The organism is Micromonospora sediminicola (assembly GCF_900089585.1).
Taxonomy (GTDB): Bacteria; Actinomycetota; Actinomycetes; order Mycobacteriales; family Micromonosporaceae; genus Micromonospora; species Micromonospora sediminicola.
This window is the reverse complement of sequence record NZ_FLRH01000003.1, coordinates 3,950,685-3,974,970: the sequence shown is the minus strand read 5'-3', so window position 1 is coordinate 3,974,970 and position 24,286 is coordinate 3,950,685. Positions and strand designations below refer to the sequence as shown.

Below are 24,286 nucleotides of genomic sequence, written 5' to 3'. Positions count from 1 at the left end.
CCGTGCGGAGCATCATGAGTGACCGCACCGGGCTGCGGGAGGCCGACAACGGCCACGCCGCCGACCACGCCTACCGGCTGATCCGGGACCAGATCCTGTCCGGGCAGCGGTCAGCCGGCGAGTGGCTTCGTGAAGGCGAGCTGGCCGAGTCGGTCGGGGTGAGCCGGACGCCGGTCCGCGAGGCGCTCCGGCGGCTCACCGCCGAAGGGCTGGTCCGGCACGAACGCAACCGCGGCGTGCAGGTCCAGGCCTGGAGCATCCACGACCTCGACGAGATCTTCGGCCTGCGGTCCGTGCTCGAGCCCTGGGGCTGCCGACTGGCGGCCGTCACCGGCACCGTCGACCTGGCCGCGCTCGACGCGCTGGCCCACCGGATGGACGAGGTCGCGCCGGGCGGACGACCGACCGACGTGGACGAACTCACCGAGCTGAACAACCAGTTCCACCGGACGATCCTCGAGGCGTCCGACAACAGCCGCCTGGCCGGCGTGGTCTCCTCGGTGATCCAGATGCCGCTCGTCTGGCGGACGTTCTCCCACTACAGCCCCGAGGCCCTGCGCCGCAGCCTGGCTCACCACCACGAACTGGTGGCGGCGCTCACCGCCGCCGACCCCGACTGGGCGGAATCGGTCATGCGCAGCCACGTACGGGCGGCATGGCACTCCATCCGCCCCGGTCACGACATGTGAGGCGGTACAGCTCGTGCCGGGTGGCCGTCGTCGGGGTGTCGGCGGTCAGGACACCGCCGAAGAACGCCCCCGCTCGGGTTCCGAATACCGCCTCATTGCTGCGGTGTCGGCTGCGGCATCCCACTCCGCCTGCCACCTCTGGTCCAGCCGTTCAGGGACGAACCACCGGGCCAGGGGCGCCTCAGCCGTGCATCGTGGCTTCGTCGACGACGGGTTCGTACGTCGTCTCTACCAGCCGCTTCACCTGGACCAGGGAAGCCAGATAGGCGCGCGTCTCGGGGTCTGTGGAGTAGAGGACGGTGCCGCGCATGCCTCGGGTCATCAACACCTTGTAGGTGTTCCGGATCAGTCGGTCCGCCTCGAAGTCGCTGAGCTGCTTCCGACTGCGGAAAGCCGGGTCCTTCGACTCGGTCCGCCTGGTCACCAGCCGGCCGTCGCGGGCAATCAGGTCCGGCCCGACGATCACGCCCGACCATTCGTACTCGAAGCCCTGGGCCGTGTAGACGCACCCCACCTGACCGAAGCCGTTCGGGTCGGTGGCCCAGAATGCGCTACCCGGCGCGTCACCGACGCTACGGTCGCTCTTGACGTTCCAGGGCCCGCGAGCACCACGTCGACCCGCTTGCTCGTCAGCGGTAGCTGGTACTCGGCCAGTACCTCCACCTGACCCAGGCCGGCGTCGGCCAGATCCTGCCCGAGCACCGTGAGACTGCGCTCCCATGACCGGCGTTCGGCCGCACTCACGTTGTGCCCGATGTGGTCCGCGATGCGGTCGGCCAGGCCACCGTCGGTCGCGAGGCGCAGCAGGCCGTCGGCGGAGGTGCGGAACGCAGACAAGACTTGCCCCCGGGCAGCACGAAGTGATCGTGCGCATGGGGGGCATGTCCGGTTGCGGCCGGAAGCCCGTCGCTACGCGCCTGTACGGGTGGACTGTATCGAAGAGATCATTTCCTCGCACGCTCCGCTACCGCTTCGTCGCGGAGCCTCTCACCTCGTCGACGGGATAGCGGATGGCGACCTCGGCCAGTTTGGTGACGGCTGCCTCCCGAAGGTCGATGCCGAGGACGTCCGCCAGCCGCGTCAGGTAGATCATGATGTCACCGACCTCCGCGCGGACCCGGGCCTCTGCCTCCGGATCGCCCATCACGGCGTTCGCCTGTTCCGGGGTCAGCCACTGGAACTCGGCCACCAGTTCGCCGACCTCGCCGGCCAGGGCCATGACGAGGTTCTTGGGGGTGTGGAACTGTTGCCAGTCCCGTTCCTCGGCGAACTCTCGCACCTGAGCTGTCAGGTCGTCCACCGCGGCAGTCTGTCACGGATGTGCGGGACGACGTGACGAGGCGGCGGGTCACGGACTGACGACCGTCGAGCAAGCCGTGCATGCGGGTGGGCGTGACCACGACGGCGATCTCGTCGATTGTGCGGGTCAGCGACGCGTGCGTGCGCCACGTAGGGTGGGCTTCGGACGTCTCCCCGTAACCGGAGTGCATCTTGAGCCTGAAGTACTACCTCTATCTGTCGCATCTCAAGGTCGGGCTCCTGGCCGCGCAGGTCGCCTCCTCCGCGCAGCACGAGACCGAGCTCGCCGTGGACCTCAAGGTCGTCCGCTACAGCCGCAAGGCGGTGCTGCCCGAGCGCCACGACCTCGACAAGCTGGAGAAGGTGATCCGGCACCTGCAGGACGCCGACCAGATCGGCGCCGCGTACGAGGACCGCCCCTACGTGCAGGCCTGTGTGGAGATGCGCTGGCAGGTCTTCCCGACCGCCGGCATCGTGGTCTTCGCGGGGACGCTCGACGACCAGGTCGTCGTCCTCGGCGGGTCGGCGTCGCACGTGGTCGGTGGCGGTGACGCCGAACCGGTGGGGTCGGTCCCGCCGTACCTGTTCCGCAAGCTCCGGGACCTGCGGGGCGACCCGGGCGAGTTCGACGACGAGCGTTTCCACGAGTCGTTGGCGCAGATCGGGGCCGCGCTGCCGGGGCCGGCGCAGCGGGTGGAGTTCGTCGCGAAGCGGCTGGCCGAGAAGCCGGGCCCGAACGGCACGCTGCTGGGCAGCCCGATCTACGTGGCGCTCGTCGACTAGGGCTTCGGCGTGGACGCGGGGCAGGTCATCCGGTGGCGGCCGGGGGAGACCGTTCTCGACACGTTCCGCATCGAGGAGGTGGTCGAGACCGGCGGTACGGGTTTCGTCTACCGCGCGCATCACCTCGGCTGGGGCGTCGACCTGGCGGTGAAGACGCCGCGGCCCGACCTGGCCTCGGCGCCCGGGATCCTCGACCTGCTCGCGCAGGAGGCGCAGGCCTGGACCGATCTCGACCCGCACCCGAACGTGGTCGGCTGCAACTACGTGCAGCGCGTCGGCGCGTACCCGGTGATCTTCGCGGAGTGGGTCGCGGGCGGCGACCTGACCGCGGCGGTCCGGGACGGGCGGTGCCGGGACCTGCCGCGGGCCCTCGACGTGGGGATCCAGATGCTGCGCGGCATCGGGCACGCCCACGCGGCGGGTCTGGTGCACCAGGACGTCAAGCCCTCGAACGTCATGTACGACGGGCAGACGGCGCGGGTGACGGACTTCGGGACGGCCAAGGCGAAGGCGTCGGTCTCCTCGCCCGCGCAGGGCGGCGACGAGACCGGGTACGCGACGCTCGGCGGCTTCACCCCGCAGTACTGCTCGCCCGAACAGGTCGATCCGGAGGGCCGGATCGGCCGGGCCAGCGACATGTGGTCCTGGGCGCTGACGGTGATCGAGGTGCTGCACGGGCGCCGGCTCTGGCGGTGGGGCCACGAGGGTGCGGACGCGCTGGCGGCGCTGCGCGACGATCTCCCGCCGGCGCTGCGCGACCTGCTGGCGGGCTGCCTCGACCCCGATCCTCGGTCCCGGGTCGGCGACACCGCGCAGGCGGAGGCCGTCCTGCTGGACGTGTACGCCCACGCCACCGCGAGCCCCTACCCGCACCCCGACGCGGTCCCGCCGTCGCTGCGGGCCGACGGTCTGTCCAACAAGGCGCTGTCGCTGTGGGACCTCGGCGAGCAGGACCGGGCGGTCGAGCTGTTCGAGCGGGCGAAGGCGATCGACCCGAACAACGTCCGCGCGGTCTACAACCACGGGCTGATCCGGTGGGGCAACGGCGTGGTCACCGACGAGACCCTGCTGTCGGAGCTGCGCGCCACCGGCGACTCCTGGGAGGCGGACCACCTGGCCGCGATGGTGCACATGGAACGCGGTGACGGTGTCTCCGCCGCGCGCCACCTGGCCGAGGCGGACCGGAAACACCCGGGCTCGCCCGAGATCGCGGCCGCGCGCGAACGCTGCGGCGGGCTGGAGCCGAGGGGCACCCTGGAGGTGTTCGGGCGCACGTCCGGCACGGTCGTGGCGATGGCCTGCGACCACGACGCGACGCACGTGGTGGTGGCCGAGGTTTCCGGGCGGGTGCGGATCTGGGACGCGTTCGCGGGCCGGGTCGTCGCCGAACTCGGCGACCCCGGCCGGACCCCGGTCGACGTCGCCGTCGACGAGGCCGGCACCCGGCTCCTCGTCTGCTATCAGGACTCCCTGGTGCAGAGGTGGCGTCTCACCGACGGCACCGCCGATCTCGACGGCCGGTGGCAGGGCGCAACCGCCGTCGCGCTCAGCCCCGAGGGTGCCTTCGCGGCCGTGGGAACCGCCGACGGTCGCGTGCTCGTCCTCCGCGCCGACACGTGGGAGCCGGTCGCCGACGTCCGGCCGCACGAGGGCAGGGTCACCCGCGTCATTCTCGGCCGGGACGCCGAGGTGTTCGTCTCGGCCTCCCTGGGGCGCGCCCACTCCGACGTCGATCACCGGGTGGAGCAGTGGTGGCCGTTGCGGCGGACCCGGATGCGCGGCCTGGAGATGCCTCCGGACGAGCTGGGGCCCGACGACCAGAAGGTCGCCCTGGCCGCGGACGGTTCCACGGTCCTCAGGGCCGCGTTCCGTTCCCTGATGGCGGTCGACATGCGGGTCTGGGACGGGCCGCGACGGTGGGAGATCCCCTGGGTGATGGGATACGACCTGCTCGGCGTGTCGGGCCGGGCGGGCTGGGCCCTGCTCGACCCCGGGACCGGCGACCTCCAGGTGCTCGAACTGGCCAACCGTCGGTGCGTCCGCACCTTCGGCAAGGACTGGGAGCGGGGTACGCGTCGAGACGCGGCGGCGTTCAGCGGCGACTGCGGGTACGCCGTCGTCGCCGAGTCGGGCGGCTACCCTCGCGGTCGGACCTCGCTGTCCCGCCTGCCCATGCCGCTCAGCGGGCACCTCGCCCCGTGGTCGTACGCGCCGCCCCGCCCGGTCGGTGTCCTCGCCCGCGAGGAACGGGCGTTCGAGCAGGTCATGGCGGACATCGACGCGCTGATCCGGTCCGGGGAGCGACGGCGCGCCGCCGACGCGATCCGCGAGGCCAGGGCCATTCCCGGCTATCGCCGTCATCCCCGACTGCGCCGTGCGTCCCGGGCCGCCGGCCGGGACCTGCGGCGCACCGCGTTGGCCGGCGTCTGGGTGGAGCAGGAACTGTCCGACGTCATGCTCACCCGGGGCACCTACGACGTCAGCGAGGACGGGAGACTGTTCGCCTTTCCCGCCAACATCGACGAGGTCGAGATCTTCGACCTGGAGACGCTCGAGAAGGCCGGTTCGGTGACCCGGCAACGGAACCCCGCCACCACGCTGCGCTTCGCCAGGGGTGGGCGTGACCTGGTCGTCGGCTACTCGGACGGGTCGGTCGCCTGCCACGACACCGCGACGTTCGAGCCGCGGTTCCGGGTCGCCGGCGCGTTGCCTCGCGACGAGGGTGAGACGACGCTCGACCTCTGCGGTGACCTGCTGACCGTCGGATTCGGGTACGGCCTGGCGACGGTGTGGTCGCTGGAGGCCGCCGCCTGCGTCGCCACGGTCCGCACCGGGCGCGGCACGATCGACGGTGTCACGGCCGACGAGACGTCTCGCCTGGTCGCCGTGCAACTGCGGACGGGCGACATGACCACCGTGGAGGTCCGGTCGATGGACACCGGAAAGTCCGTGCGGACCTTCCCCCGCGTCGACGCGCACACGGAGATCCGGTTCGCCTCCGGTGTGCTGCTGATGGCCGAGATGACCCGCCTGACCGCGTGGCGCCCCGACGGCCGGCGCCCGCTGTACGACCTTCAGCGGGTCAAGCACAGTTCCTCGGCCCGTCTGGCCTTCACCGGTGGCCGTCGCCTCGCCGCCATCGCCGCCCAGAAGGGATTCGTCGTCTGGCACGCCGCGACCGGAGACCTGGTGTTCGACGGGAGAAACCTCGACGATCCCGAGGGCACGGTCCATCGGATCGACAACCTGGCGGTGTCCGCCGACGGTGCGTTCGCGGTCGCGGGTGACCCGGGTGAGCAGACCGTCGATGTCTGGGATCTGCGGGCGGGACGGCGGATCCGCACGCTGCACGGTCACCTCGTCTGGGTGAAGACGGTACGCGCCGACGGCTCCTTCAGCACCGTCGTCACCGGCGACTATCAGGGCAACGTCCGTATCTGGGGCCTCGACTGGGACTACGGGGAGTGATCGACAGTGTTCGGACGGCGCCGCCGGCACGACGAGTTGCGAGCGATGTTCCTGGCCAACCGGGACCGGGTCCGGTCCTGGCAGGAGGCGTGGGAGATCCCCGAGGTCGTGTGGGCCGACGAGTTCAACGAGGTCCCCTCACCCTGGATCGTGCTGGAGAAGGACCGCGCAAGCTGGCTCGAGATCCATGCGCCCTTCATGGACTCGTACGACTGGATGTTCTTCGGACGGCCACTGACGCCGGGAGTCCGCGAGGTGCGGGTCCGGTGGCAGTTCGGTGCGGCGCACCGGTTCGAGGAACTCGATCTGACGATCGTGAGCGTGTGTGACCCGGCCTACCTGGCCGAGAAACTGACCCTGGCGGTTCACCAGGCCCGGTTGAAGGGCTGGCGGGACGAGGACGCGCAGCCGGTCTACCAGTGGCTGGTCGAGGGCGTCGGCACCACACCCCTCGACAACGGCGTACGGGGCAACAAGCGGTCGGGATTCGTCCTGCTGACGTTCAGCCGCTTCCCGACCTCCGACGGGGACGTGGCCGTTCGACTGACCGCGGTCGAGACCGACCGCGCCCTGGACGGCTCACCGCTGGACGCCGACGGCGTCTCCATCCCCGAGCGGTAGACGAACCACGAGTAGGGGTTGTCGTGATGGCGCTTCGTCCTGGCCCACCTCATGCCCGAGCGGCACGACAGCCAAGATCGGCCGGGCGAGTCGCCGCCGAGCGGCCGACCGCTAGGCTGGGCGCTTCCCGGCCTCGCCACCTGGAGTAACGCCCATGTCCGACAGCGTCTTCGCGCAGTTCACCGCCGACGACGACCAGCTCGCCGTCGCGTTGCTCGTCCAGCCGGCGATCAATGCCGCCCTGGTGCACAACCGGGTGCCGCTGGTCCGGCACCTCACGCTGACCAACCGTGGCGCCGAGCCGCTGACGGACGTGACGGTGACGCTGGACCTGCTCGGCCCCGACGGCGCTCTGACCGAGCCGTGGACGCGTACCCTCGGCACGCCGCTGCGCCCGGGGGCGAGCACCGGCTGGGACGACTTCCGGGACGTCACCCCCGACCGCGCGCTGCTCCACCGCACGGACGAGGCGTTCCCGGTCGACTACCGCCTGACCGTCGAGGCGAACGGCACACCGCTGAGCCTCAACGCCCCGTCGCGCGTGCTCGCGCACAACGAGTGGTTCAACAGCCCGGCCCTCTACGACAGCCTGGCCGCCTTCGTGCAGCCGAACACCCGGGCGGTGGAGGCGGTGCTGCGGTCCGCGGCGCAGCTCCTGCTGGCGCGTACCGGCTCCGGGTCGTTGCAGGGCTACCAGGATGGCGCGGAACGGGCGGCGCTCATCGCCGGCGCAGTCTACGAAGCGCTGCGCGGGCTCGACATCCACTACCAGACGCTGCCGGCGTCGTTCGAGAACAGCGGTCAGAAGGTCCGGACGACGGCGGCGGTGCTGGACGGGCGGCTCGGCAACTGCCTCGACCTGTCGGTGACCTACGCCGCCTGCCTGGAGGCGGCCGGCCTGCACCCGCTCGTCTTCATCGCGACGGGACACGCGTTCGGCGGCTTCCTGCTCGAGGAGGAGCGGCTCAGTGCCGCCTCGGTCACCGAGACGAACCTGCTGATCTCGATGGTGGACTCCGGCCGTGCCGTGCCGGTCGAGCTGACCCGCGTCGGACCCGGCGCGCAGACCGCGACGTTCACCGAGGCGGTACGGGTCGGGCTCGGCCACTTCCGCGGTGAGGGTCACCGGTTGCAGGGCGTGGTCGACGTCCACCTGGCCCACCGCTCCGGCATCCGGCCGCTGCCGTCGACCGACGAGCTGGTCGCGCCGGTCGACACCGCCCCGGCGACCGCCCCGACCGCCGAGGCGTCCCTGGACCTGCCGGCCGGGGTGGCCGCCGCCAAGCTGCGCCAGCTCGCCGACGACGGCGAGGAGGTGCCGCAGCCCTCCGACGGCTCGCCGGCGCGGATCCAGCAGTGGCGCAAATCCCTGCTCGACCTGAGCCTGCGCAACCCGCTGCTCAACCTGCCCAAGCGGGGCCGAGGTCTGGACCTGCACGTGCCGGCCGGCGCCCTGGCCCTGCTCGACGACCTCATCCACGACGGCCGCCAGGTGCAGGTCATCCCGCAGGACGACATCAGCCACATCCACGAGCTGGCCGGCGCGCGCCGGGCGCAGGACCTGGACGCCGACATCCTCACCCGGGAACTTCGCACCGATCGGCGGGTCTACGGCGCGGTCACCGAGGCGCGCTACAAGACCGCCATGCGGGCGATCCAGCGCGAGGCGCGCACCATGGAGCAGGAGACCGGCAGCAACTACCTCTACCTGACCATCGGCACGCTCGTGCACCCCCGGGCGACCGGGGGAGAGGCGTACGCCCCGCTGTTCCTGCTGCCGGTGCGCATCGAGGGCGGCACCGGCCGCCGCCCGTACGCGATGGTCATCGACGGTGCCGAGGTGGCCAGCCCGAACCACTGCCTCATCGAGTGGCTGCGGGTCAAGCACGGCGTGCGGATCCCGGAGCTGGAACAGCCGGTCCGCGACGAGCACGGGATCGACGTGGCCAAGACTCTCGCGGCGATCAACGCCGGGCTGGTCGGCAACCGGCTGAACTACCGCATCGACGAGACCGCCAGCCTGCGGCTGTTGCAGTTCTCCACCTTCCAGATGTGGCGGGACCTCGGCGAGCACTGGCCCCGGTTCCTGGAGAACCCGGTCGTCCGGCACCTGGTCGAGTCCTCCGGGGCGACGTTCGACGACCCGGCGCGGCCGGAGGACCACGGTGCGGAAGCCGTCGACGAGGCGGAACTGCACCTGCCCATCCCCGCCGACGGCTCGCAGATGCAGGCCATCGTGATGGCCGAGCGCGGCCAGTCCTTCGTGCTCGAAGGGCCGCCCGGCACCGGCAAGTCGCAGACCATCACCAACATGATCGCCCGAGCGGTCGCCGCCGGCCGGTCCGTGCTCTTCGTCGCCGAGAAGCAGGCGGCGTTGGAGGTGGTCAAGCGGCGGCTCCGGCAGGTCGGCCTCGGGCCGTTCGCGCTCGACCTGCACGGGCGCAAGCAGTCCCTCAACGCGATCCGCCAGCAGCTGCGCGACGCCCTGGACCAGTACGACGCGGGTGACGGCGGCACCTGGACCGCCGTCGAGACCGCCTACCGGACGCGGCTCGCGCCGCTGGCCGAGTACGCGGCGCAGGTCCACGCCGCCAACCCCGTCGGAATGTCGCTCTGGTCGGCGTACGAGCAGGTGCTCGCGTACGGGGACGGGCCGGTCGCGCCGATCCCGGTGAGCTACCTGCACGCGCCCGACGAGACGCGGACGCACGTGGAGCGGACGCTGCGGGAGTTCCCGGCCGCCGCCCGCTCCGCGCGGATCCGACCCGAACACCCCTGGTCGCTCAGCGGTTGCCGCACCCTCGACGGGCTGCACGGCGCCGCCCTCACCGAGATCGCCGCCGACCTGGAACGCGTCCGCGCCGACCTCGCCGCCCACCCCGAGCTGTCCACGCTGCTGCGGACGCTGCCCACCCCGGACGCGGTCGGCGAGCTGCTGGCCGGCGCCTGGCTCGCCGTACGCGGGATGCTGCCGGACCGGGACACCACCGCGCGGGCCGGCGACCGGCGCTGGGACGAGGCAGTGACCCGGTTCCAGGCCGAGGTGGCCGGTTTCCACCAGGGCTTCGCCGGCGAGCTGGCCACCTTCCGACCGGACGTGTACGCCCGCCCCGAGCTGGTCGCCTGGCACGCCGAGGCGCAGGAGGCGGCGAAGAAGGTCTTCGGCAAGCGCAAGCGGCGACAGGCCGTCGTCGACCGGCTGGCGGTGCACCTGGTCGCCGGCGCGACGCTCGACGCCGAGCAGATCGAGGTGACCACCGGCCGGCTGGTCGCCGCGCAGGCGCAGGCCGCGGAGCTGCACCGGCAGGCGGGCGCGCTGGGTGGCCTGCACCTGCCCGGGTGGCTGCCCACCGACCCGGGCGCGCCGCGTCGGCTCGCCGAGTCGATCGAGGCGACCCGCGTCGGGCGGGCGCTGCTGGCCCGCCACCCGCAGGCGTGGGAGCTGTTCCGGCGTGGTGTCACCGACGCCGACGCCGCCCTGCTCGACCGGGTCGCCGCCCGCTGGCGGGCCTGGCGCGGGGTGCTGCGGTCCGGGGAGCCGGAACTGGCCCTCTGGGCCGCCGACGCGCACTGGGTCGACGCCTGGCAGCGCGACGGCGCGACCTGGCTGCACGAGCTACGGACCGAGGAGCTCTTTCCGCTGCGCCGCTGGGCCACCGCGCTCGGCCACGCCGACGTGCTCGCCTCCGCCGGCCTCGCCGACTACCGCGACCGACTGCTGCGGGCCGAGGTGGCCGGACAGTTCGCCGAGGAGGCGTACCGGCGGGGCGTCGCCACCGCCTCCCTCGCCGAGCGGGCGCGGGCCGGCGGCCTGCAGTACTTCGACCCGGAGCTGCACGACGACGAGATCGCCCAGTTCGAGACCGCCGCCGGCGAGCTGCGGTCGGCACTGCCCGAGCGCCTGCCGTCGGTGCTGGTCGCCCGCCGCCCCTTCAGCCCGACCGACCGGCGCGGACGCTTCGCCGACTTCGCCGCCGAGCTGCGCCGCAAGCGCGGCGGCCGCTCGTTCCGGGAGTTGTTCGAGCTGTACCCGGACGTCGTTCTGGCGCTGACGCCGTGCGTGCTGGTCAGTCCCGCATCGGCGGCGAACTTCCTGGCCCCGGGGAGTCGGCGGTTCGACCTGGTCGTCTTCGACGAGGCGTCGCAGATCCGGGTCGCCGAGGCGGTCGGCGCGATGGGACGTGGCCGCGCCGCGGTGATCGTCGGCGACTCCCGGCAGATGCCGCCGAGCAGCATCATGCAGGCCAGCCACACCGTCGACGAGGCCCCCGACGGCGAGGCGCCGGTGCTGGAGGACCTGGAGAGCATCCTCAGCGAAGCCGTCGAGTGCGGGCTGCCGCAGCGGTGGCTGTCCTGGCACTACCGCAGCCACGACGAGTCGCTGATCGCGTTCTCCAACCGCTACTACTACGACAACAAGCTCTCCAGCCTCCCGTCACCCGGCGCCAGCAGCTCCGCCGGCATCACCTGGCGGCGGGTCGACGGCCGGTACGACCGCGGCGGGACCCGAACCAACGAGGTCGAGGCGCGGGCCGTCCTGGCCGACATCACCCGCCGCCTGCACGACCCGGCCACCGCCGGGCAGTCGGTCGGCGTGGTCACCTTCAACATCCAGCAGCGGGATCTCATCCTCAACCTGCTGGAGGACAGCGGCGACCCGATCGTCCGGGAACACCTCTCCGGCGCCGTCGCCGAGCCGATCTTCGTGAAGAACCTGGAGAACGTGCAGGGTGACGAGCGGGACGTCGTCCTGTTCTCGCTGGCCTTCTCCACCAACCCGGAGACCGGGCAGCTCCCGCTGAACTTCGGCCCGCTCAGCCAGGTCGGCGGCGAGCGGCGGCTCAACGTCGCGATCACCCGGGCCCGCAGGCAGGTCGTCCTCTACTCCTCGTTCGACCCGGCCGACATCGACCTGTCCCGCACCTCCGCCGTCGGCACCCAGCACCTGCGGGCATACTGCGAGATGGCGACGGCCGGCCCCGACCGGCTGGGTGACCTGGCCACCGACCGGGCCGAGCGACGCAACCGCATCCGCGACGAGGTCGCCGACGCGCTGCGCGAACGCGGTCACGAGGTGCGTACCGCGCACGGCCTGTCCGACTTCACGGTGGACATCGCCGTACGCCGGCCCGGATCGCCGCGGTGGCAGGTGGCGGTCATGCTGGACGGCCCCGAGTGGAGCGCGCGACCCACGGTGGCCGACCGGGACTCGGCGCCGGCGCTGCTGCGGCAGATCATGGGCTGGTCGGCGGTGGTCCGGTTCTGGCTGCCGGCGTGGCTCCGCGACCGGGCGACGCTGCTCGACCGGGTCGACGAGGCGGTCTCCCGCGCCGACGAGCCCGAGCCCGCGCCCGTCCCGGCTCTCGGCGAGGTCGAGGTGCCGTCACCTCGCCTGCCCGTCGCGTCGGAGTCGGGCGTGGAGGAGAACGGCGAGCCGTTCGCGCCGGCACCGGTGACGAGCCTCGTCACCGCACCGGGCCCCGCCGTCACGACCGCGTCGCCGGCGGCCGCCGGCACCGTCGAGGTCCGGCCCTTCGTCCCGTACGCCCCGACGCCGCTCGGCGACCAGGGCGACCTCGACCTGCTCACCAGCGACCAACGGGTACGCGGGCTGGTCCGCGAGGCGCTGCGGGAGATCATCGCGGTCGAGGGGCCGGTCGAACAGCACCGCCTCGCCCGCCTGGCGCTGGCCCGGTTCGGCTTCCTGCGTACCCGGGAGGACCGGCGGCTCGCCGTCCTCGCGCTCGTCGACGCCCGCCGGTGGTACGACCACCCGACGGTCGGGCGCTACGCCTGGCCCGAGGGAACGGACCCGCGCAGCTGGCAGGCGTACCGGGTCACCCAGGTCAGCAACGACCGCGCGTTCGAGGAGGTGCCGCCCGAGGAGGTGGCGAACGCGTTCATCCACGTCCTGCAGGGCGTGCCGAGCCTCGACGAGGAACGGCTGCTGCGCGCCGGCTTGGAGCGCCTCGGCTACCGGCGGCGCACCGAGAAGATCGACCGCCTGCTGCGGTACGGCCTGCACGTGGCGGTGACCAGCGGCCGGGTCCGGTTCGACGAGGAGCGGCGCCTCACCCTGAGCTGACGCATCCTTGCCGTCGAACGGACGATGATCGCTTCGTCCAGCAGGTCGACGGCGGCGACTGTTCAGCGTCCACTTTCCGCAGATCAACGATCTAGCGCAGAGGTCCGCTTCGCTGATCGAATGGAGGCTCGGTCGGAACTGACAGTCGAAGGAGTTCACGGGATGGCGACAGATGCCCTCGACGGACCGGTTACCGAGGAAGCCGTACCTGGGCAGCGAGTCCTCGCCCTGTTGGACAAGGCCATCGCCATCCAGAGCCCACTGGTGGCCAAGAACATCGCCCGGGCCCGCCATCGGAACCCCGAGGCCACGCCTGAACAGGTGATCCGAAACCTGGAACGGATGTACGTCAGCGCACTGACCGGAACGGGTGCCGCCGTGGGCGGGGCGGCGGCCGCGCCCGGCGTCGGCACCGGCGTCGCCCTGGCGCTCTCGGCCGGCGAGGCGCTGTCGTCTCTCGAGCTGAGCGCCCTCTTCGCGCTCTCGATCGCCGAAGTCCACGGAGTCCGCATCGACGAGATCGAACGCCGTCGAACGATCGTCATGGGGATCATGCTCGGCGGATCCGGCTCCGCCACCATCAGCAGGGTCGCCGAGCGCACGGGGCAGCACTGGGGACGTCAGGTGGTCGCGAAGGTGCCCAGCGAGACGTTGAAGCAGATCAACAAGGTCCTGGGAAAGCACTTCGTCACCAAGTACGGGACCAAGCAGGGAATCATCGTTCTCGGCCGAGTGGCGCCGTTCGGTATCGGTGCGTTGATCGGTGGTGGCGCGAACGCCGCCCTCGCCACGCTGGCGGTACGCGCCGGTCGCCGCGCGTTCGGCCCGCCCCCGCCCACCTGGCCTTGACCGCGTGTTCGGCTGGCGCTCGCATCGCTTGCCGTTGCAGATGGATGGGCCGGTTGAAGGGCCGCTAACTGGCGAAGAGCACCCGTTGCGGAAGGTCGCCGAGGTCCCGCCAGGAACTGACGATCTTGGCGGTGATGGCGCTGGCGGCGGCATCGAAGTGGCCGTCCTCGACACGCGCCCGCAAGGTCCGCGGATCAAGGACCAGGATGCGGTCGAACCTGTCCGCGAAACCGAACTCGTAGCGCACTTCGTGCGCGGCTGCCCCAACTCGGCGGGCCGACACCATCATCCCCATGACGAACTCCTTGGCCCGATCAGGGCCGCTGCCGGATCTCATCAGGTGTAAGGGCCACGCTGCTCAAGGTCCGACCCTCCTCGTCGGTGAACTCCACCTCATACGCAAGTTCGGGCCGGTGGAACACGTGCACGATGGTGCCGACCGCCCCGGCGGGCAGGTTCTCCTCCGGAATGGCGTGCCTGAGTTCGACCAGGTCGTACAGCTCCACGGGTGCCCTCACTTCGGCGGGAACGAGATGGTGACCAGACGTGGTGTGGACCCACCTGCTTCCAGGATCCAGGCGGTCCGGACCAGGATAGTTCCGGAGGGACCGGTCAGGGGCACGTCCACCGACCAGCGATGGCCGTACTGGTCGACCTTGCCCGCGACCGGTGATCCGTGCCGCACTCCGTCGCGGATCTGCTGCTCGATCACCGCTGCGTCGTCCGGGCCGAGCCCGGTGGCCGCGTTGATGACCCGATACTTGTTCCTGCCGACGGGGTGCTCAGGGTTCATCGCGTAGCCCGTGATCTTCCGAGAGTCGATCTCAGGATTGCTGAAATCGGGCGCGTCGGGGCCACGAGGTGTCCGTGGTGGTTCGCTCTCGTGCGGTGGGTGGGGCTCAGAGGGCTGGCGTCGCAGGCGGCTTAACGCCTCCTTCAGTTTCTCGATCAGATTGCCGAGCCGTCGCACCTCCGGCATCAATCGCCGCAGGCTCGCCAACAACCCCCGCACCAGCCGCGCGATCCGCGCTCCCCAGGACGCCACCGTCGTGGTCACCTGCTCGACGACCAGCGGCGTCGCGAGCCCGGCCGAGGCGACCAGTTCGGTCGCGTACACGATCAGGCGGGACACGCAGGCGGCGACGGCGTCGCGGACCAGCAGTCGCACGGCAGCGACCAGGCCGGCGGCGCCCTCGGTGATCGCGGCCATCGCCTCGGCCCCCTGCGCCAGCCCGGTGATCGCCTGTTGCTGCTCGCCGGCCCAGCGGCGGTAGCCGGTGGCGGCGGTCCCGGTCCAGCCGGCGACCTCGGTGCGGACGGCGTGCGCCAGCTCGGCGGCGTCCTCCCGCAACGACGCGGCGACGTTGCGCCAAGTCTGGGCGTGCGCGGTGATGGCGGCCGGGTCGCCGGCGAGCCAGTCCAGGGCCTCGCTGAGCGGCCGGACGTGCTCGATGAGCCAGGCGATGCCGTACTGCAGGAGCGCGCCGGCCGGGTCGGACACCAGAGCGAGCGCGTCCAGGCCGGCGCTGACCACGCCGAGGCCGCCGTCGATCCAGCTGCCGGTGCGGACGCCCTGGGCGATGAGTTCGATGTCCTCGCAGATCCACACGCCGGCCCAGGCGCTGGGGCCGGCGTCCGTCGCGGTGGCGACCAGCGGGTTGGTGGTCACCGCCGCTGCCGCACCCGGTGTAGGAGGTGGGCGGCGTGAGCGTCGGAGGCGCGGTAGCGTTCGGCGCCGGCGCGCACCTTGTCGGCGGTGTCGCGGACCGAGGCGGCGGCGGTGCCGATGCCGTCGGTCAGGGTGCGCTGGAGGCCGTCGAGCAGGAGCGGCATGATCGCGCAGAGCTGCCCGTACGCGTCGGCGCTCAACCGGACCTGCTGGCCGGCGCCGCGCGCGGTGTCGATGCGGTCGGCGCAGCGATGCAGGTGGCTGGCGTGGGCGGTCAGGTCGTCCGGGTCGACCTGGAGGCCCTCACCGCCCGGCATCCGGCGCGCCAGGGTCGGGGTCGAGCCGTCGCCGGTGGCTCTCGACGATCGCGCGTGCGGCCGGGTCGTCCTCGCCGAGGGCCTGCGTGGTCGCCTCGGTGAGGTGTCGCAGCAGGTCGGCGCGGGCCGCTCGGGCGGTCGCCAGGATCTGCCGGGCGGTGTGGGCGGCGGAGTGCTGTCGGATGCGTTCGTCCAGCCGGAGGTCGGCCAGCGACCCGGACGGGTCGACGGTGACCTCGACCAGGCCGTCGGCGCTGCGGGCGGTGCCGGTCAGCGCCTGCGTGCGCGCGGACAGGTCACGGGCGCGGGTCGCCCGGTCGGCGAGGGACGACTCCCACTCGTCGAGCCGGCGCGTCGCCGCGTCCAACGCGGCCTCGTCCGCCCACATGGCCACCCTCCCCAAGGGACACCGGTGACCGTCACGCTACCAACCGGTCGCGCTCTGTGTATGCCCCGTGTGGCGCCATCCCCGGCGGACGAGCAGCGTCACGTGGGAGCGTGAGGACGGATGGGGGGCATCTGTTGCGCCTCGCCGGCTGGGGGCGGCGTGTTCAGCCCTGGAGCCGCTGGGCCCAGTAGACCTGCCCGTCGGGTCCCATGTAGACCAGCGCCAACAGCAGGTCCGGCAACGTCACCGGCGCGCTGGCCATCGGAAGGTCCCGCAGGGGCCGGTCCAGGTGCGGGAAGAGCGCCACGAACGTCACCGGCGAGGCGCCGACGTCGCCGATCGCCAGTCGGGTGCCCGCGCTGAGCCACCCATCGCCCACCCGGATGTGACCCGCCCCGCGCAACCACGGGTAGCGGTCCGGGATCCTGTTCTCCACCCCGGCGCTGCCCATGCCGACGCTCCGCTGCGGCGCGGACACCCCGAACACCGGCGGCTTGTAGTCGGTGCGCTTGTCGATGAGGAACAGCGCGAAGTATCCGCCGTCCAGCGGCGCCGGCGGTGTCTGCCAGGACACCCGGCCCATCACCAGCTGGTCACCGTCGGACGCCACCGGCGCCTGGTACGCCGGACCGAGGGCCGCCTGCGCCTCGTCGTAGCTGACGAACTTCAGCGACGAGCTCAGGTGCAGCGCCTCCGGACCGTAGGGCGGACGCTGGTGCCACCAGCGCCATCCGCCGACGGTCGCCACGGCCACGACCAGCACCACCGCCGCGCAGGCGGCCCGTCGCCACGTCACGGCCGTCAGTGAACCACGCCCTCGCCCGCGCCGTGGGCCAGCCGGACCAGCGCCGCCACCGTCCGGTCCACGTCTGCCTCCGTCGTGGTGGCGTTCGACACCGAGATCCGCATCAGCCGCCGCCCCCGCCACGTCGTCCCGCCCACCCAGCACGTCCCGTCGACCTGCGCGGCGGCCACCACCCGGTCGGTGCGCGCGTCGTCGCCGAACCCCACCAGCACCTGGTTGAGCACCACTTCGTTGACCACCTCGAACCCGGCCGAGGTCAGCCTGTCGGCGAACCGCCGGGCCAGCGCGCAACACCGCTCGACAAGGGCGGCGACGCCGTCGCGGCCCAGCTCCCGCAGGCCCGCCCAGACCGCGAAACCCCGGGCCCGCCGCGAGGACTCCGCGGTGAGGTCCGCGCCCGCCGGCACGCCGCCGGAACCCACGAGGTACGCGGCCGCGTACGACAGGGCCGCCGCGTGCACATCGGGCCGGGCGCAGAACGCGAACGCGGTGTCGTACGGCAGGTTCAGCCACTTGTGGCCGTCGCAGGCCCACGAGTCGGCCGCCTCCAGCCCGTCGACCAGGTGCCGGGTGGTCGGTGCGGCCGCCGCCCACAGCCCGAACGCGCCGTCGACGTGGACCCAGCCGCCGTGCCGGTGCACCAGGTCGCACGCCCGGCGCAGCTCGTCGCAGGCGCCGGTGTTCACGTTGCCGGCCTGCAGGCACACGACGGTCGGGCCGGGACCGGCCTCGCGCAGCGCCGCCGCCAGCGCGTCCGGGTCGATCGCGCCCTGCGGGCCGGCGGGCACCTCCCGTACCGCGTCGGTGCCGAGGCCGAGCAGCCGCAGCGACCGGTCGACGGTGGCGTGCCGTTCGGCGCCGGCGAGCACCCGGACCGGCGGCGCGCCGGTCAGCCCGCGCCGTTCCACGTCCCAGCCGCCGTCGGCGAGCACCTGGTGCCGGGCGGCGGCGAGGCCGGCGGTGTTGGCCGCCTGCCCGCCGGTGACGAAGCCGACCGACGCGGTCGCCGGGATGCCGAGCAGGTCCTTGAGCCAGCCGCCGGCGGCCGTCTCGGCGGCGACGGCGGCCGGCGAGGTGACCGGGTTGAACGCGATCTGGTCCCAGCCGGCGGCGAGCATGTCGGCGGCGGTCGCGGCGGGCGAGGCGCCGCCGACCACGAAGCCGAAGTAGCGCGGCCCGGCGGTGGCGACGAGACCGGGCTCGGCGGCGGCGACCAGGTCGGCGAGCACCCGCTCGGGCGGGGTCGGCGCGGTCGGCAGCGGAACGGCGAACGCCCGGGTCAGAGCGGCCTGGTCGACCGGTGGTCCGACCGGCCGGTCCGGCAGCGACCGGCGGTAGTCGGCCGCGTGGTCGGCGGCCCGGCGGAACAGGTCCCTCAGCTCGTCCATCGCCGCACCCTAGCGCCGTTGCCGGAAGGCCGGGTGCCGCCGGCGCCGACGGGCGGTGGTGGCACTCGGAGTGAGTGCTGAGTGACGTCCGTGACCGCTGGCTCACCCGTCGACTCCTGCGATTGTGTGGACTGGACGGACCGTCGGTGGCTTTCCCGCCGACGAGGTGGCGCCCGGGAGGACCGATGAGTCTGCGGAGACTGCTGGACAGCACCCCCGCCCGCCTCGCCCGCCAGAGTTCCGACCTGCTCCAGCTCGTCGTCCTCGCCGGCACGGCGCTCGTGACGGTGTACGGCGTCGGGACGACGTGGCTCGTCGCGCTGCGCCTCCCACCGGCGACCCTCGCCGTCCTCGCGGCGCTTCTGTTCGCCGCCTCGGTGGCGACCTACTACGTGCGCTGCGTCTACCGCCCGCCGGACTTTCTGATCGAGGAACTGGACGGGTCGTTGGTCGTCACCCGGGTCAGGGGCGACGACGGTCGGGATCACCACCGCTACGCCTACACGCGGCGGCAACGGGTTCGGGCCACCCGGCAGATCCGTCTGGTGGGCGTCCGGTCCCACTGGAGTGGACAGAACCGGGTGGTCGAGGAGGCGACGTCGCTGTTCCCGGAGCACCGCCTGCTCGACGGCGCCGTGGCTGAGGAGGACGGGCGGGTCTACCGATGGTTGTACCTGCTCGGCCCGCTCGCCCGGGGTCGTCGGGTGAGCGTCGGGATCAGGCAGGTGTTCGAGGACGTGTACGCGCCCATGAAGCCCTACTACCGGGAGAGCTGCGAGGAGCGGCGGGTCCGGAGGCTGTCCGTGCGGGTGCAGTTCGACCGGCTGGACGCGCCCGCCGAGGCGTGGCAGGTGGTGTGGCGGAGAACCCGATCGGGTTCCAGTCGCCAGGAGGTGGCCCGCACGCCCTGCGAGCCCCGCGGCGACCTCACCACGGGAAAGGTCGTCTACGAGGTGACCCTGCGGCGACCGGATCCCGACTGCGCCTACGGCATCTGGTGGCGGTGGCCGGACGACCCGCCCCGGCGGCGCCCGGCCTCGGGCCCGGCGGGCGCGGCGACCCGGCGGACAGGGGTCGACGGAGTCACCCTGGCGCCTCCGACAGGGCGGCGGTGAGCCGGTCCAGGTGCGCGGCGACCGGTCCGACGGTGAGCATCCCGCTGCCGGCGCCGGCCAGCTCGCCCGCGGCCGGGGCGAGCGCGGCCCGGGCCCGCCGCATCACGTCCCGGTCGCCGAGCGTCACGGCGGCCCGGCCGGAGAGGCACCACATCGCCTCCAGCAGCAGGTCGCGGGGCGGTTCCGGGGTCCGGCGCAGCGCGCCGGCGGCCTCGTCGCGCCGCCCGGCGGCGAGCAGCACCAGCGGGCGGGCCCACGGCGCGTACGGGCCCCAGTCGGTGTCGTCGGGGACGTCGGCGGGCAGGTCGTGCCACACCCGTAGACAGAGCAGCGCCAGCGGCAGCAGTCCCCGTTCCACGCCGGGCATTCCGCAGCCGGCCAGCGCGGTCGCCCACGACCGGTACACCGCCTCCGCCTCCGGGTACGCGGCGCCGGTGGCGGCGGTCCGCATGGCCCGGTAGCCGCCCGTGAACACGCCGACGAGCGGGCTCTCGTGCCGGGCGGCGAGCCGGTCCGCCGCGTCGGCGTGCGCGTCGGCGGTGGTGAAGTCGGCGAGCGCGCCGCGCGCCTGCACCCGGATCAGGTGCCCGAGAATCTCCACGGTGGCCAGGCCGTGCCGGGCGGCGAGCGTGACCAGTTCCGCGCCGATCGTGTCCCGCTCGGCGGCCAGCCCGGCGCGGTGGAACGTCTGCATGAACACGCCGTTGAGCGCCTGCGCCAGCAGGGCCGGGTCGGCCAGGCGCCGGGCGATCGCCTCCGCCTCCCGGGCGGCCGCGGGCGCGCGCGCCGACCCGCCACCCCGCGACTCGACCGCCACGGTGGCGAGCAGCCGGGCCCGGGTGGCCTCCGGCGCGTCCGGGCCCAGGCCGGCCAGCGCCCGCTCGGCCGCCGCGACCACCCGCGCCGCCTGCTCCGGGTCGTCCGACCGGGTCCAGATCGCGGGCACGTCGTACCCGCCGATCACCCGCGCGGTGAACTCCGGGTCGCCCAGGTGCTCGGCGGCGGTGATGGCCGCCTCTCGCTGGTCCCGGGCCGCCTCCAGGCCGCCCGCCCCGGTCACCGCGAGGCTGCGCAGCAGGCCGACGGTGGACTCGATCCGGGCCCGCGCGCCGGGCACCACGCTGCGCTCGTACGCGGCGGCGGTCTCCGCCCAGACCCGCGCGGGCCCGGCCGGCTCCGGGTCGACCTGGCGCAGCAGGTCGGTCTCCAACCGGCGCAGGCGCGGCCCCGGATCGAGGCCGAGCTGCTCGCGCAGCAGCTCGCGGGCGCGGCGCAGCACGGCCAGCGCGTCGGCCTGCCGCCCGGCCCGGTAGAGGGCCAGCGCCAGCAGCCGCCAGCCGTCCTCCCGCCACGGGTGCTCGGCCACGTGCGCGTCGAGGTCCGGTACGGCGTCGGCGGCCCGGTCGAGCGTCAGCAGCGCCTCGGCGCGCCGCTCCACCGCGGTCAGCCGCACCTGGTCCAGCCGGAAACGTTCGGCGCGCGCCCACGGCCGGTCCACGTCGGCGTACCCGGGCCCGCGCCACCAGCCCAGCGCCTCGTCGAGGCGGTCGAGCGCGGTCCGGGGGAGCGCGTCGGCGGCGGCGGTCACCGTGTCCTCGAACCGCCAGGCGTCCACCGCGTCGGGGGCGGCGCGCAGCGCGTACCCGGGTCCCTCGGTGACCAGCAGCCGGGCCGGCTCGCGGGGCGCCCGCCGCGGCTCCAGGCCCCGGCGCAGCGCGGCCACGAACGTGCGGACCGCGCCCACCGCGCCCGGTGGCGGGTCGTCCCACAGGTCGTCGACGAGGTGGTCGACCGGCACCACCCGGCCCCGGGCGACGACCAGCCGGGCCAGCACGGCGCGGTGGCGGGGACCCTTCAGGTCGACCGGTCCACCGGTGTCGTCCCAGGCCGTCACCGGCCCCAGCACACCGAAGCCGACCTGCACCGACGCCCCCTTCCGGACCCGGGTCACCGTACCGCGCTCATCGGTTGCTCATCCGGCGCCGCCACGCTGGGCCGGTACGACGAAGCAGAGAGGCACCGAGATGACCACCGCAATCGCAGGATTCGACTACCAGCGCGTCACCGTCGCCGAGGGCGTGGCGTTGAACGTCGCCGTGGGCGGCTCCGGCAGCCCGGTCGTGCTGCTGCACGGCTTCCCGCAGACCCACCTGATGTGGCGGCACGTCGCCGCCGACCTGGCCGCCGAGCACACCGTGATCTGCCCGGACCTGCGCGGCTACGGCGCCAGCGACAAGCCGGCCGCGCGCGGCGAGGACACGTACGCCAAGCGGACCATGGCCGCCGACGTGGTGGCCCTGGCCCGCGCGCTCGGCCACGACCGGTTCGCGCTGGCGGGGCACGACCGGGGCGCCCTGGTCGCGGTGCGGGCCGGCCTGGACCACCCGGACGCGGTCACCCACCTGGTGTCGCTGGACGTGCTGCCCACCCTCGACATGTGGGACGTGCTGCACGGCTCGTCCGCGTCGGTCGCGTTCCACCTCTACCTGATGGCCCAGCCGCCGGGCCTGCCCGAGCGGATGATCGCGGCCAGCGCGGACGCCTTCTTCGGCCACTTCCTCGACGCCTGGGGCGGCGACCCGGCGGCGATGCCGGCCGACGTGCGGGCCGAGTACCTGCGGGCCTCCCGCGAGGCGGTCGACTCGATCGTGGCCGACTACCGGGCCTCGGCCGGGATCGACGTGGCGCACGACCGGGCGGACCGGGACGCCGGTCGGCGGCTGACCATGCCGGTCACCGTGATCCAGCAGGACTGGGGCGCGGCGCTCGGCTACGACGCCGAGGCGGTGTGGCGGGCCTGGGCGCCGGACCTGGAGCACCGCACCACCACGGCCGGGCACTTCCTGGCCGAGTCGGCCCCGGACGAGGTCGTCGCGGCGTTGCGCGCGCTGCTGAAGCGGTAGGCGCGGCGGTGCGGGCGCCGCGCGGCGCCCGCACCGTCCGCTCAGCCGGCGCGTCGCCGCACCTGCCACCGGCCGAGCGCCGCCAGCAGGCCGGCCGCGCCGAGGTGCAGCGCCAGCTCGATCCACTGGAACGGCCAGAACCGCCGGTTGGGCTGGTAGGCCAGGTCCACGTGCAGGTCGAGCGCGCCGAGGCACACGGCGGTGTCGCCGAACGTGCCGGTGGCGCCGGTGCGGGGCGGGTCGCGGAAGCAGGCCCCGAACGCGGCGTCGGAGAGCTGCCGCCCGTCGGCGGTGCGCAGCGGGCTGATGTCGGTGACCCAGGCCCCCGGCACGTCGAGCCCGCCGACGACCGGGCCGCCGGTGATGCTGCCCAGGTTCCGGGCCCGGTTGACCGCGTCGGCGGTCATCGGCACAGTGACCCGCTCCGGCGGCAGGTAGTGCGGGCGCAGCAGGTTCGGCACCGCGAGCTGCACGGCGACGACCACCAGGAACACCACCGCCATCGCCGGGAGGGTGCGGCGCAGCAGCAGCCCGGTGACCGCGCCGAGGACCAGGGCGAACACCGCGTACCCGACCGGCGCGAGGCCGCGCGCGCCGAACAGCACGGTGCTGAACCGGTCGCCGGCCACCCGGTCCACCGGCGCGGCCGCCCAGGTGAGGGCCGCACTGAGCACACCGGCGACGAGCGCGGCGGCCAGCCCGGTGACCACCAGCTTGACGGTGAGCCAGCGGGTGCGCGGCACGCTCTGGTTCCACACCAGCCGGTGGGTGCCGGCCTCCAGCTCACGGGCGACCAGCGGCGCGCCCCAGAACGCGCCGAGCAGCGCCGGCACCAGCGCGAACCCGCCGGCGAGGAAGAGCATCGTCTGGGCGTACCGGTCGGGTAGCCGGGCCGGGTCGGGGACGGCACGGACGTCCGCGCCGAGGCGCAGCAGCCCGGCGCCGGCGAGGGCCAGCAGGAGCAGGCCGGCGAGGGCCGGCAGGCGGAACTGGCGCAGCGTGAACCGGATCATCGGGTCACCGCCGCGCCCGCCGGGTGGGCGGCCCGGGACAGGTACGCCAGAGCCAGCTCCTCCAACGGCACCGGCGCGCCGCCGCGTACCGCCGGGCCCCGGACCACGACGCGGCCGGGTTCGGCCCAGACCACCTCGGCCCCGGCGGGCGCGGCGGCGGGGTCGTCGACCCGGTGGTGCGTGGCGAGCAGGTCGGTGACCGGGCCGGCCACCTGCACCCGCCCGTCGCAGAGCACGACCAGGTGGTCGCAGACCTGCGCCACGTCACCCAGCAGATGCGAGGAGAGCACGGCGGTGGCGCCGAGTTCCCGCACGAAGTCGACCAGACCGCGCAGGAAGTCGCGGCGCGCCAGCGGGTCCAGCGCGGCGGCCGGCTCGTCGAGGACGACCAGCTCGGGGCGTTTCGCGGCGGCGATCGTCAGCGCGAGCTGCGCGCGCTGGCCGCCGGAGAGCCGGCCCGCCCTCTGCCCCGGGTCCAGGCCGGCCTCGGTGATCCGCCGGCGGGCCAGCGCGACGTCCCAGGACGGGTTAAGCCAGGCACCCATCCGCAGGTGCTCGGCGACGGTCAGGGAGGCGTACACGGGGGTGTCCTGGGCGACGAAGCCGACCCGGGCCAGGTGGGCGGCGTCCGCCGCCGGCGGCGAGCCGAGCACCGACAGCGTGCCCGAGGTCGGCGTGATCAGGCCGCAGACCAGTTGCAGCAGGGTGGACTTGCCGGCGCCGTTCGGGCCGACCAGGCCGACCACGTGTCCGCGCGGGACGCTCAGGTCGCAGTCGGCCAGCGCGGTGCGGCGGCCGTACCGTTTGGTCAGCCGCTCGGCGTGCAGGACGGGTGGTGGGTTCATGCGGCTCATCCTGGGCACGGCGGGGGCGGCCGGCATCGGTCCGGAGCAG

Annotated in this window: 20 protein-coding genes; 8 read left to right on the top strand and 12 right to left on the bottom strand. The window is 73.6% G+C overall.

All coding sequences use genetic code 11. The features are described from left to right. Positions 1–14 precede the first annotated feature (14 nt). The gene (locus GA0070622_RS18970; RefSeq protein ID WP_091574694.1) at positions 15–689 is read left to right on the top strand and encodes a GntR family transcriptional regulator; all 675 of its coding nucleotides are present in this window, start codon (positions 15–17) and stop codon (positions 687–689) included. A 181-nt stretch (positions 690–870) separates the two neighbouring features. Here GA0070622_RS18970 and GA0070622_RS18965 read toward each other — a convergent pair whose 3' ends face one another. Both GA0070622_RS18965 and GA0070622_RS18960 read right to left on the bottom strand, forming a co-directional pair. Then, the gene (locus GA0070622_RS18965; protein ID WP_245666411.1) at positions 871–1,410 is read right to left on the bottom strand and encodes a DNA/RNA helicase domain-containing protein; all 540 of its coding nucleotides are present in this window, start codon (positions 1,408–1,410) and stop codon (positions 871–873) included. A 243-nt stretch (positions 1,411–1,653) separates the two neighbouring features. Next, positions 1,654–1,989, bottom strand: a complete 336-nt coding sequence (locus GA0070622_RS18960; protein WP_091574691.1) for a nucleotide pyrophosphohydrolase — start codon at positions 1,987–1,989, stop codon at positions 1,654–1,656. Between the two features lie 191 nt (positions 1,990–2,180). On the opposite strand from GA0070622_RS18960, the gene GA0070622_RS18955 reads away from it, so the two are divergent. From GA0070622_RS18955 to GA0070622_RS18935, 5 genes are all read left to right on the top strand, one after another. Beyond that, positions 2,181–2,771, top strand: coding sequence for a DUF7019 family protein (locus GA0070622_RS18955; RefSeq protein ID WP_091574687.1), 591 nt, complete (start codon positions 2,181–2,183; stop codon positions 2,769–2,771). Positions 2,772–2,780: 9 nt separating this feature from the next. Then, positions 2,781–6,239 carry a protein kinase domain-containing protein gene (locus tag GA0070622_RS18950; protein WP_091574683.1) on the top strand — a complete coding sequence of 1,153 codons (3,459 nt, stop codon included), beginning with the start codon at positions 2,781–2,783 and terminating at the stop codon, positions 6,237–6,239. 6 nt (positions 6,240–6,245) lie between these two features. Next, positions 6,246–6,860, top strand: a complete 615-nt coding sequence (locus GA0070622_RS18945) for a hypothetical protein (RefSeq protein ID WP_141684591.1) — start codon at positions 6,246–6,248, stop codon at positions 6,858–6,860. Between the two features lie 154 nt (positions 6,861–7,014). Then, positions 7,015–12,945, top strand: coding sequence for a DUF4011 domain-containing protein (locus GA0070622_RS18940; RefSeq protein ID WP_091574669.1), 5,931 nt, complete (start codon positions 7,015–7,017; stop codon positions 12,943–12,945). Positions 12,946–13,107: 162 nt separating this feature from the next. Next, positions 13,108–13,794 carry a hypothetical protein gene (locus tag GA0070622_RS18935; protein WP_091574666.1) on the top strand — a complete coding sequence of 229 codons (687 nt, stop codon included), beginning with the start codon at positions 13,108–13,110 and terminating at the stop codon, positions 13,792–13,794. A gap of 64 nt (positions 13,795–13,858) precedes the next feature. On the opposite strand, the gene GA0070622_RS18930 is transcribed toward GA0070622_RS18935, so the two are convergent. From GA0070622_RS18930 to GA0070622_RS18900, 7 genes are all read right to left on the bottom strand, one after another. Then, positions 13,859–14,089, bottom strand: coding sequence for a hypothetical protein (locus GA0070622_RS18930; protein ID WP_091574661.1), 231 nt, complete (start codon positions 14,087–14,089; stop codon positions 13,859–13,861). A gap of 19 nt (positions 14,090–14,108) precedes the next feature. Continuing rightward, a complete protein-coding gene (locus GA0070622_RS18925) occupies positions 14,109–14,300 on the bottom strand; it encodes a DUF4926 domain-containing protein (RefSeq protein ID WP_218060601.1) in 192 nt (63 codons plus the stop codon). Positions 14,301–14,308: 8 nt separating this feature from the next. Further along, positions 14,309–15,463: a WXG100 family type VII secretion target gene (locus GA0070622_RS18920; RefSeq protein ID WP_245666409.1), complete on the bottom strand. Its 1,155-nt coding sequence runs from the start codon at positions 15,461–15,463 to the stop codon at positions 14,309–14,311. Beyond that, positions 15,460–15,780 carry a type VII secretion target gene (locus GA0070622_RS18915; protein ID WP_091574651.1) on the bottom strand — a complete coding sequence of 107 codons (321 nt, stop codon included), beginning with the start codon at positions 15,778–15,780 and terminating at the stop codon, positions 15,460–15,462. The genes GA0070622_RS18920 and GA0070622_RS18915 overlap by 4 nt, the downstream gene beginning before the upstream one ends. After that, positions 15,767–16,168 carry a YbaB/EbfC family nucleoid-associated protein gene (locus tag GA0070622_RS18910; protein WP_091574645.1) on the bottom strand — a complete coding sequence of 134 codons (402 nt, stop codon included), beginning with the start codon at positions 16,166–16,168 and terminating at the stop codon, positions 15,767–15,769. Before GA0070622_RS18910 ends, GA0070622_RS18915 begins: the two co-directional genes overlap by 14 nt. A gap of 163 nt (positions 16,169–16,331) precedes the next feature. Further along, positions 16,332–16,964, bottom strand: coding sequence for a hypothetical protein (locus tag GA0070622_RS18905; protein ID WP_245666407.1), 633 nt, complete (start codon positions 16,962–16,964; stop codon positions 16,332–16,334). A 5-nt stretch (positions 16,965–16,969) separates the two neighbouring features. Next, on the bottom strand, positions 16,970–18,361 hold the full coding sequence (locus tag GA0070622_RS18900) for a pyridoxal phosphate-dependent decarboxylase family protein (RefSeq protein WP_091574642.1): 1,392 nt from the start codon (positions 18,359–18,361) through the stop codon (positions 16,970–16,972). Positions 18,362–18,546: 185 nt separating this feature from the next. On the opposite strand from GA0070622_RS18900, the gene GA0070622_RS18895 reads away from it, so the two are divergent. After that, positions 18,547–19,476, top strand: coding sequence for a hypothetical protein (locus GA0070622_RS18895; RefSeq protein WP_091574638.1), 930 nt, complete (start codon positions 18,547–18,549; stop codon positions 19,474–19,476). Here GA0070622_RS18895 and GA0070622_RS18890 read toward each other — a convergent pair. After that, positions 19,445–21,427, bottom strand: coding sequence for an AfsR/SARP family transcriptional regulator (locus tag GA0070622_RS18890; protein WP_245666405.1), 1,983 nt, complete (start codon positions 21,425–21,427; stop codon positions 19,445–19,447). The genes GA0070622_RS18895 and GA0070622_RS18890 overlap by 32 nt on opposite strands. A gap of 73 nt (positions 21,428–21,500) precedes the next feature. Between GA0070622_RS18890 and GA0070622_RS18885 the strand changes: the two genes are divergently transcribed. After that, the gene (locus GA0070622_RS18885; RefSeq protein WP_091574635.1) at positions 21,501–22,379 is read left to right on the top strand and encodes an alpha/beta fold hydrolase; all 879 of its coding nucleotides are present in this window, start codon (positions 21,501–21,503) and stop codon (positions 22,377–22,379) included. A gap of 41 nt (positions 22,380–22,420) precedes the next feature. On the opposite strand, the gene GA0070622_RS18880 is transcribed toward GA0070622_RS18885, so the two are convergent. Together GA0070622_RS18880 and GA0070622_RS18875 are read right to left on the bottom strand one after the other, a co-directional pair. Continuing rightward, positions 22,421–23,392 carry an ABC transporter permease subunit gene (locus tag GA0070622_RS18880; RefSeq protein ID WP_091574632.1) on the bottom strand — a complete coding sequence of 324 codons (972 nt, stop codon included), beginning with the start codon at positions 23,390–23,392 and terminating at the stop codon, positions 22,421–22,423. Further along, positions 23,389–24,237 (bottom strand): ABC transporter ATP-binding protein, encoded by an 849-nt coding sequence (locus GA0070622_RS18875; RefSeq protein WP_091574628.1) that lies wholly within the window; start codon positions 24,235–24,237, stop codon positions 23,389–23,391. Before GA0070622_RS18875 ends, GA0070622_RS18880 begins: the two co-directional genes overlap by 4 nt. Between the last annotated feature and the right edge of the window lie 49 nt (positions 24,238–24,286).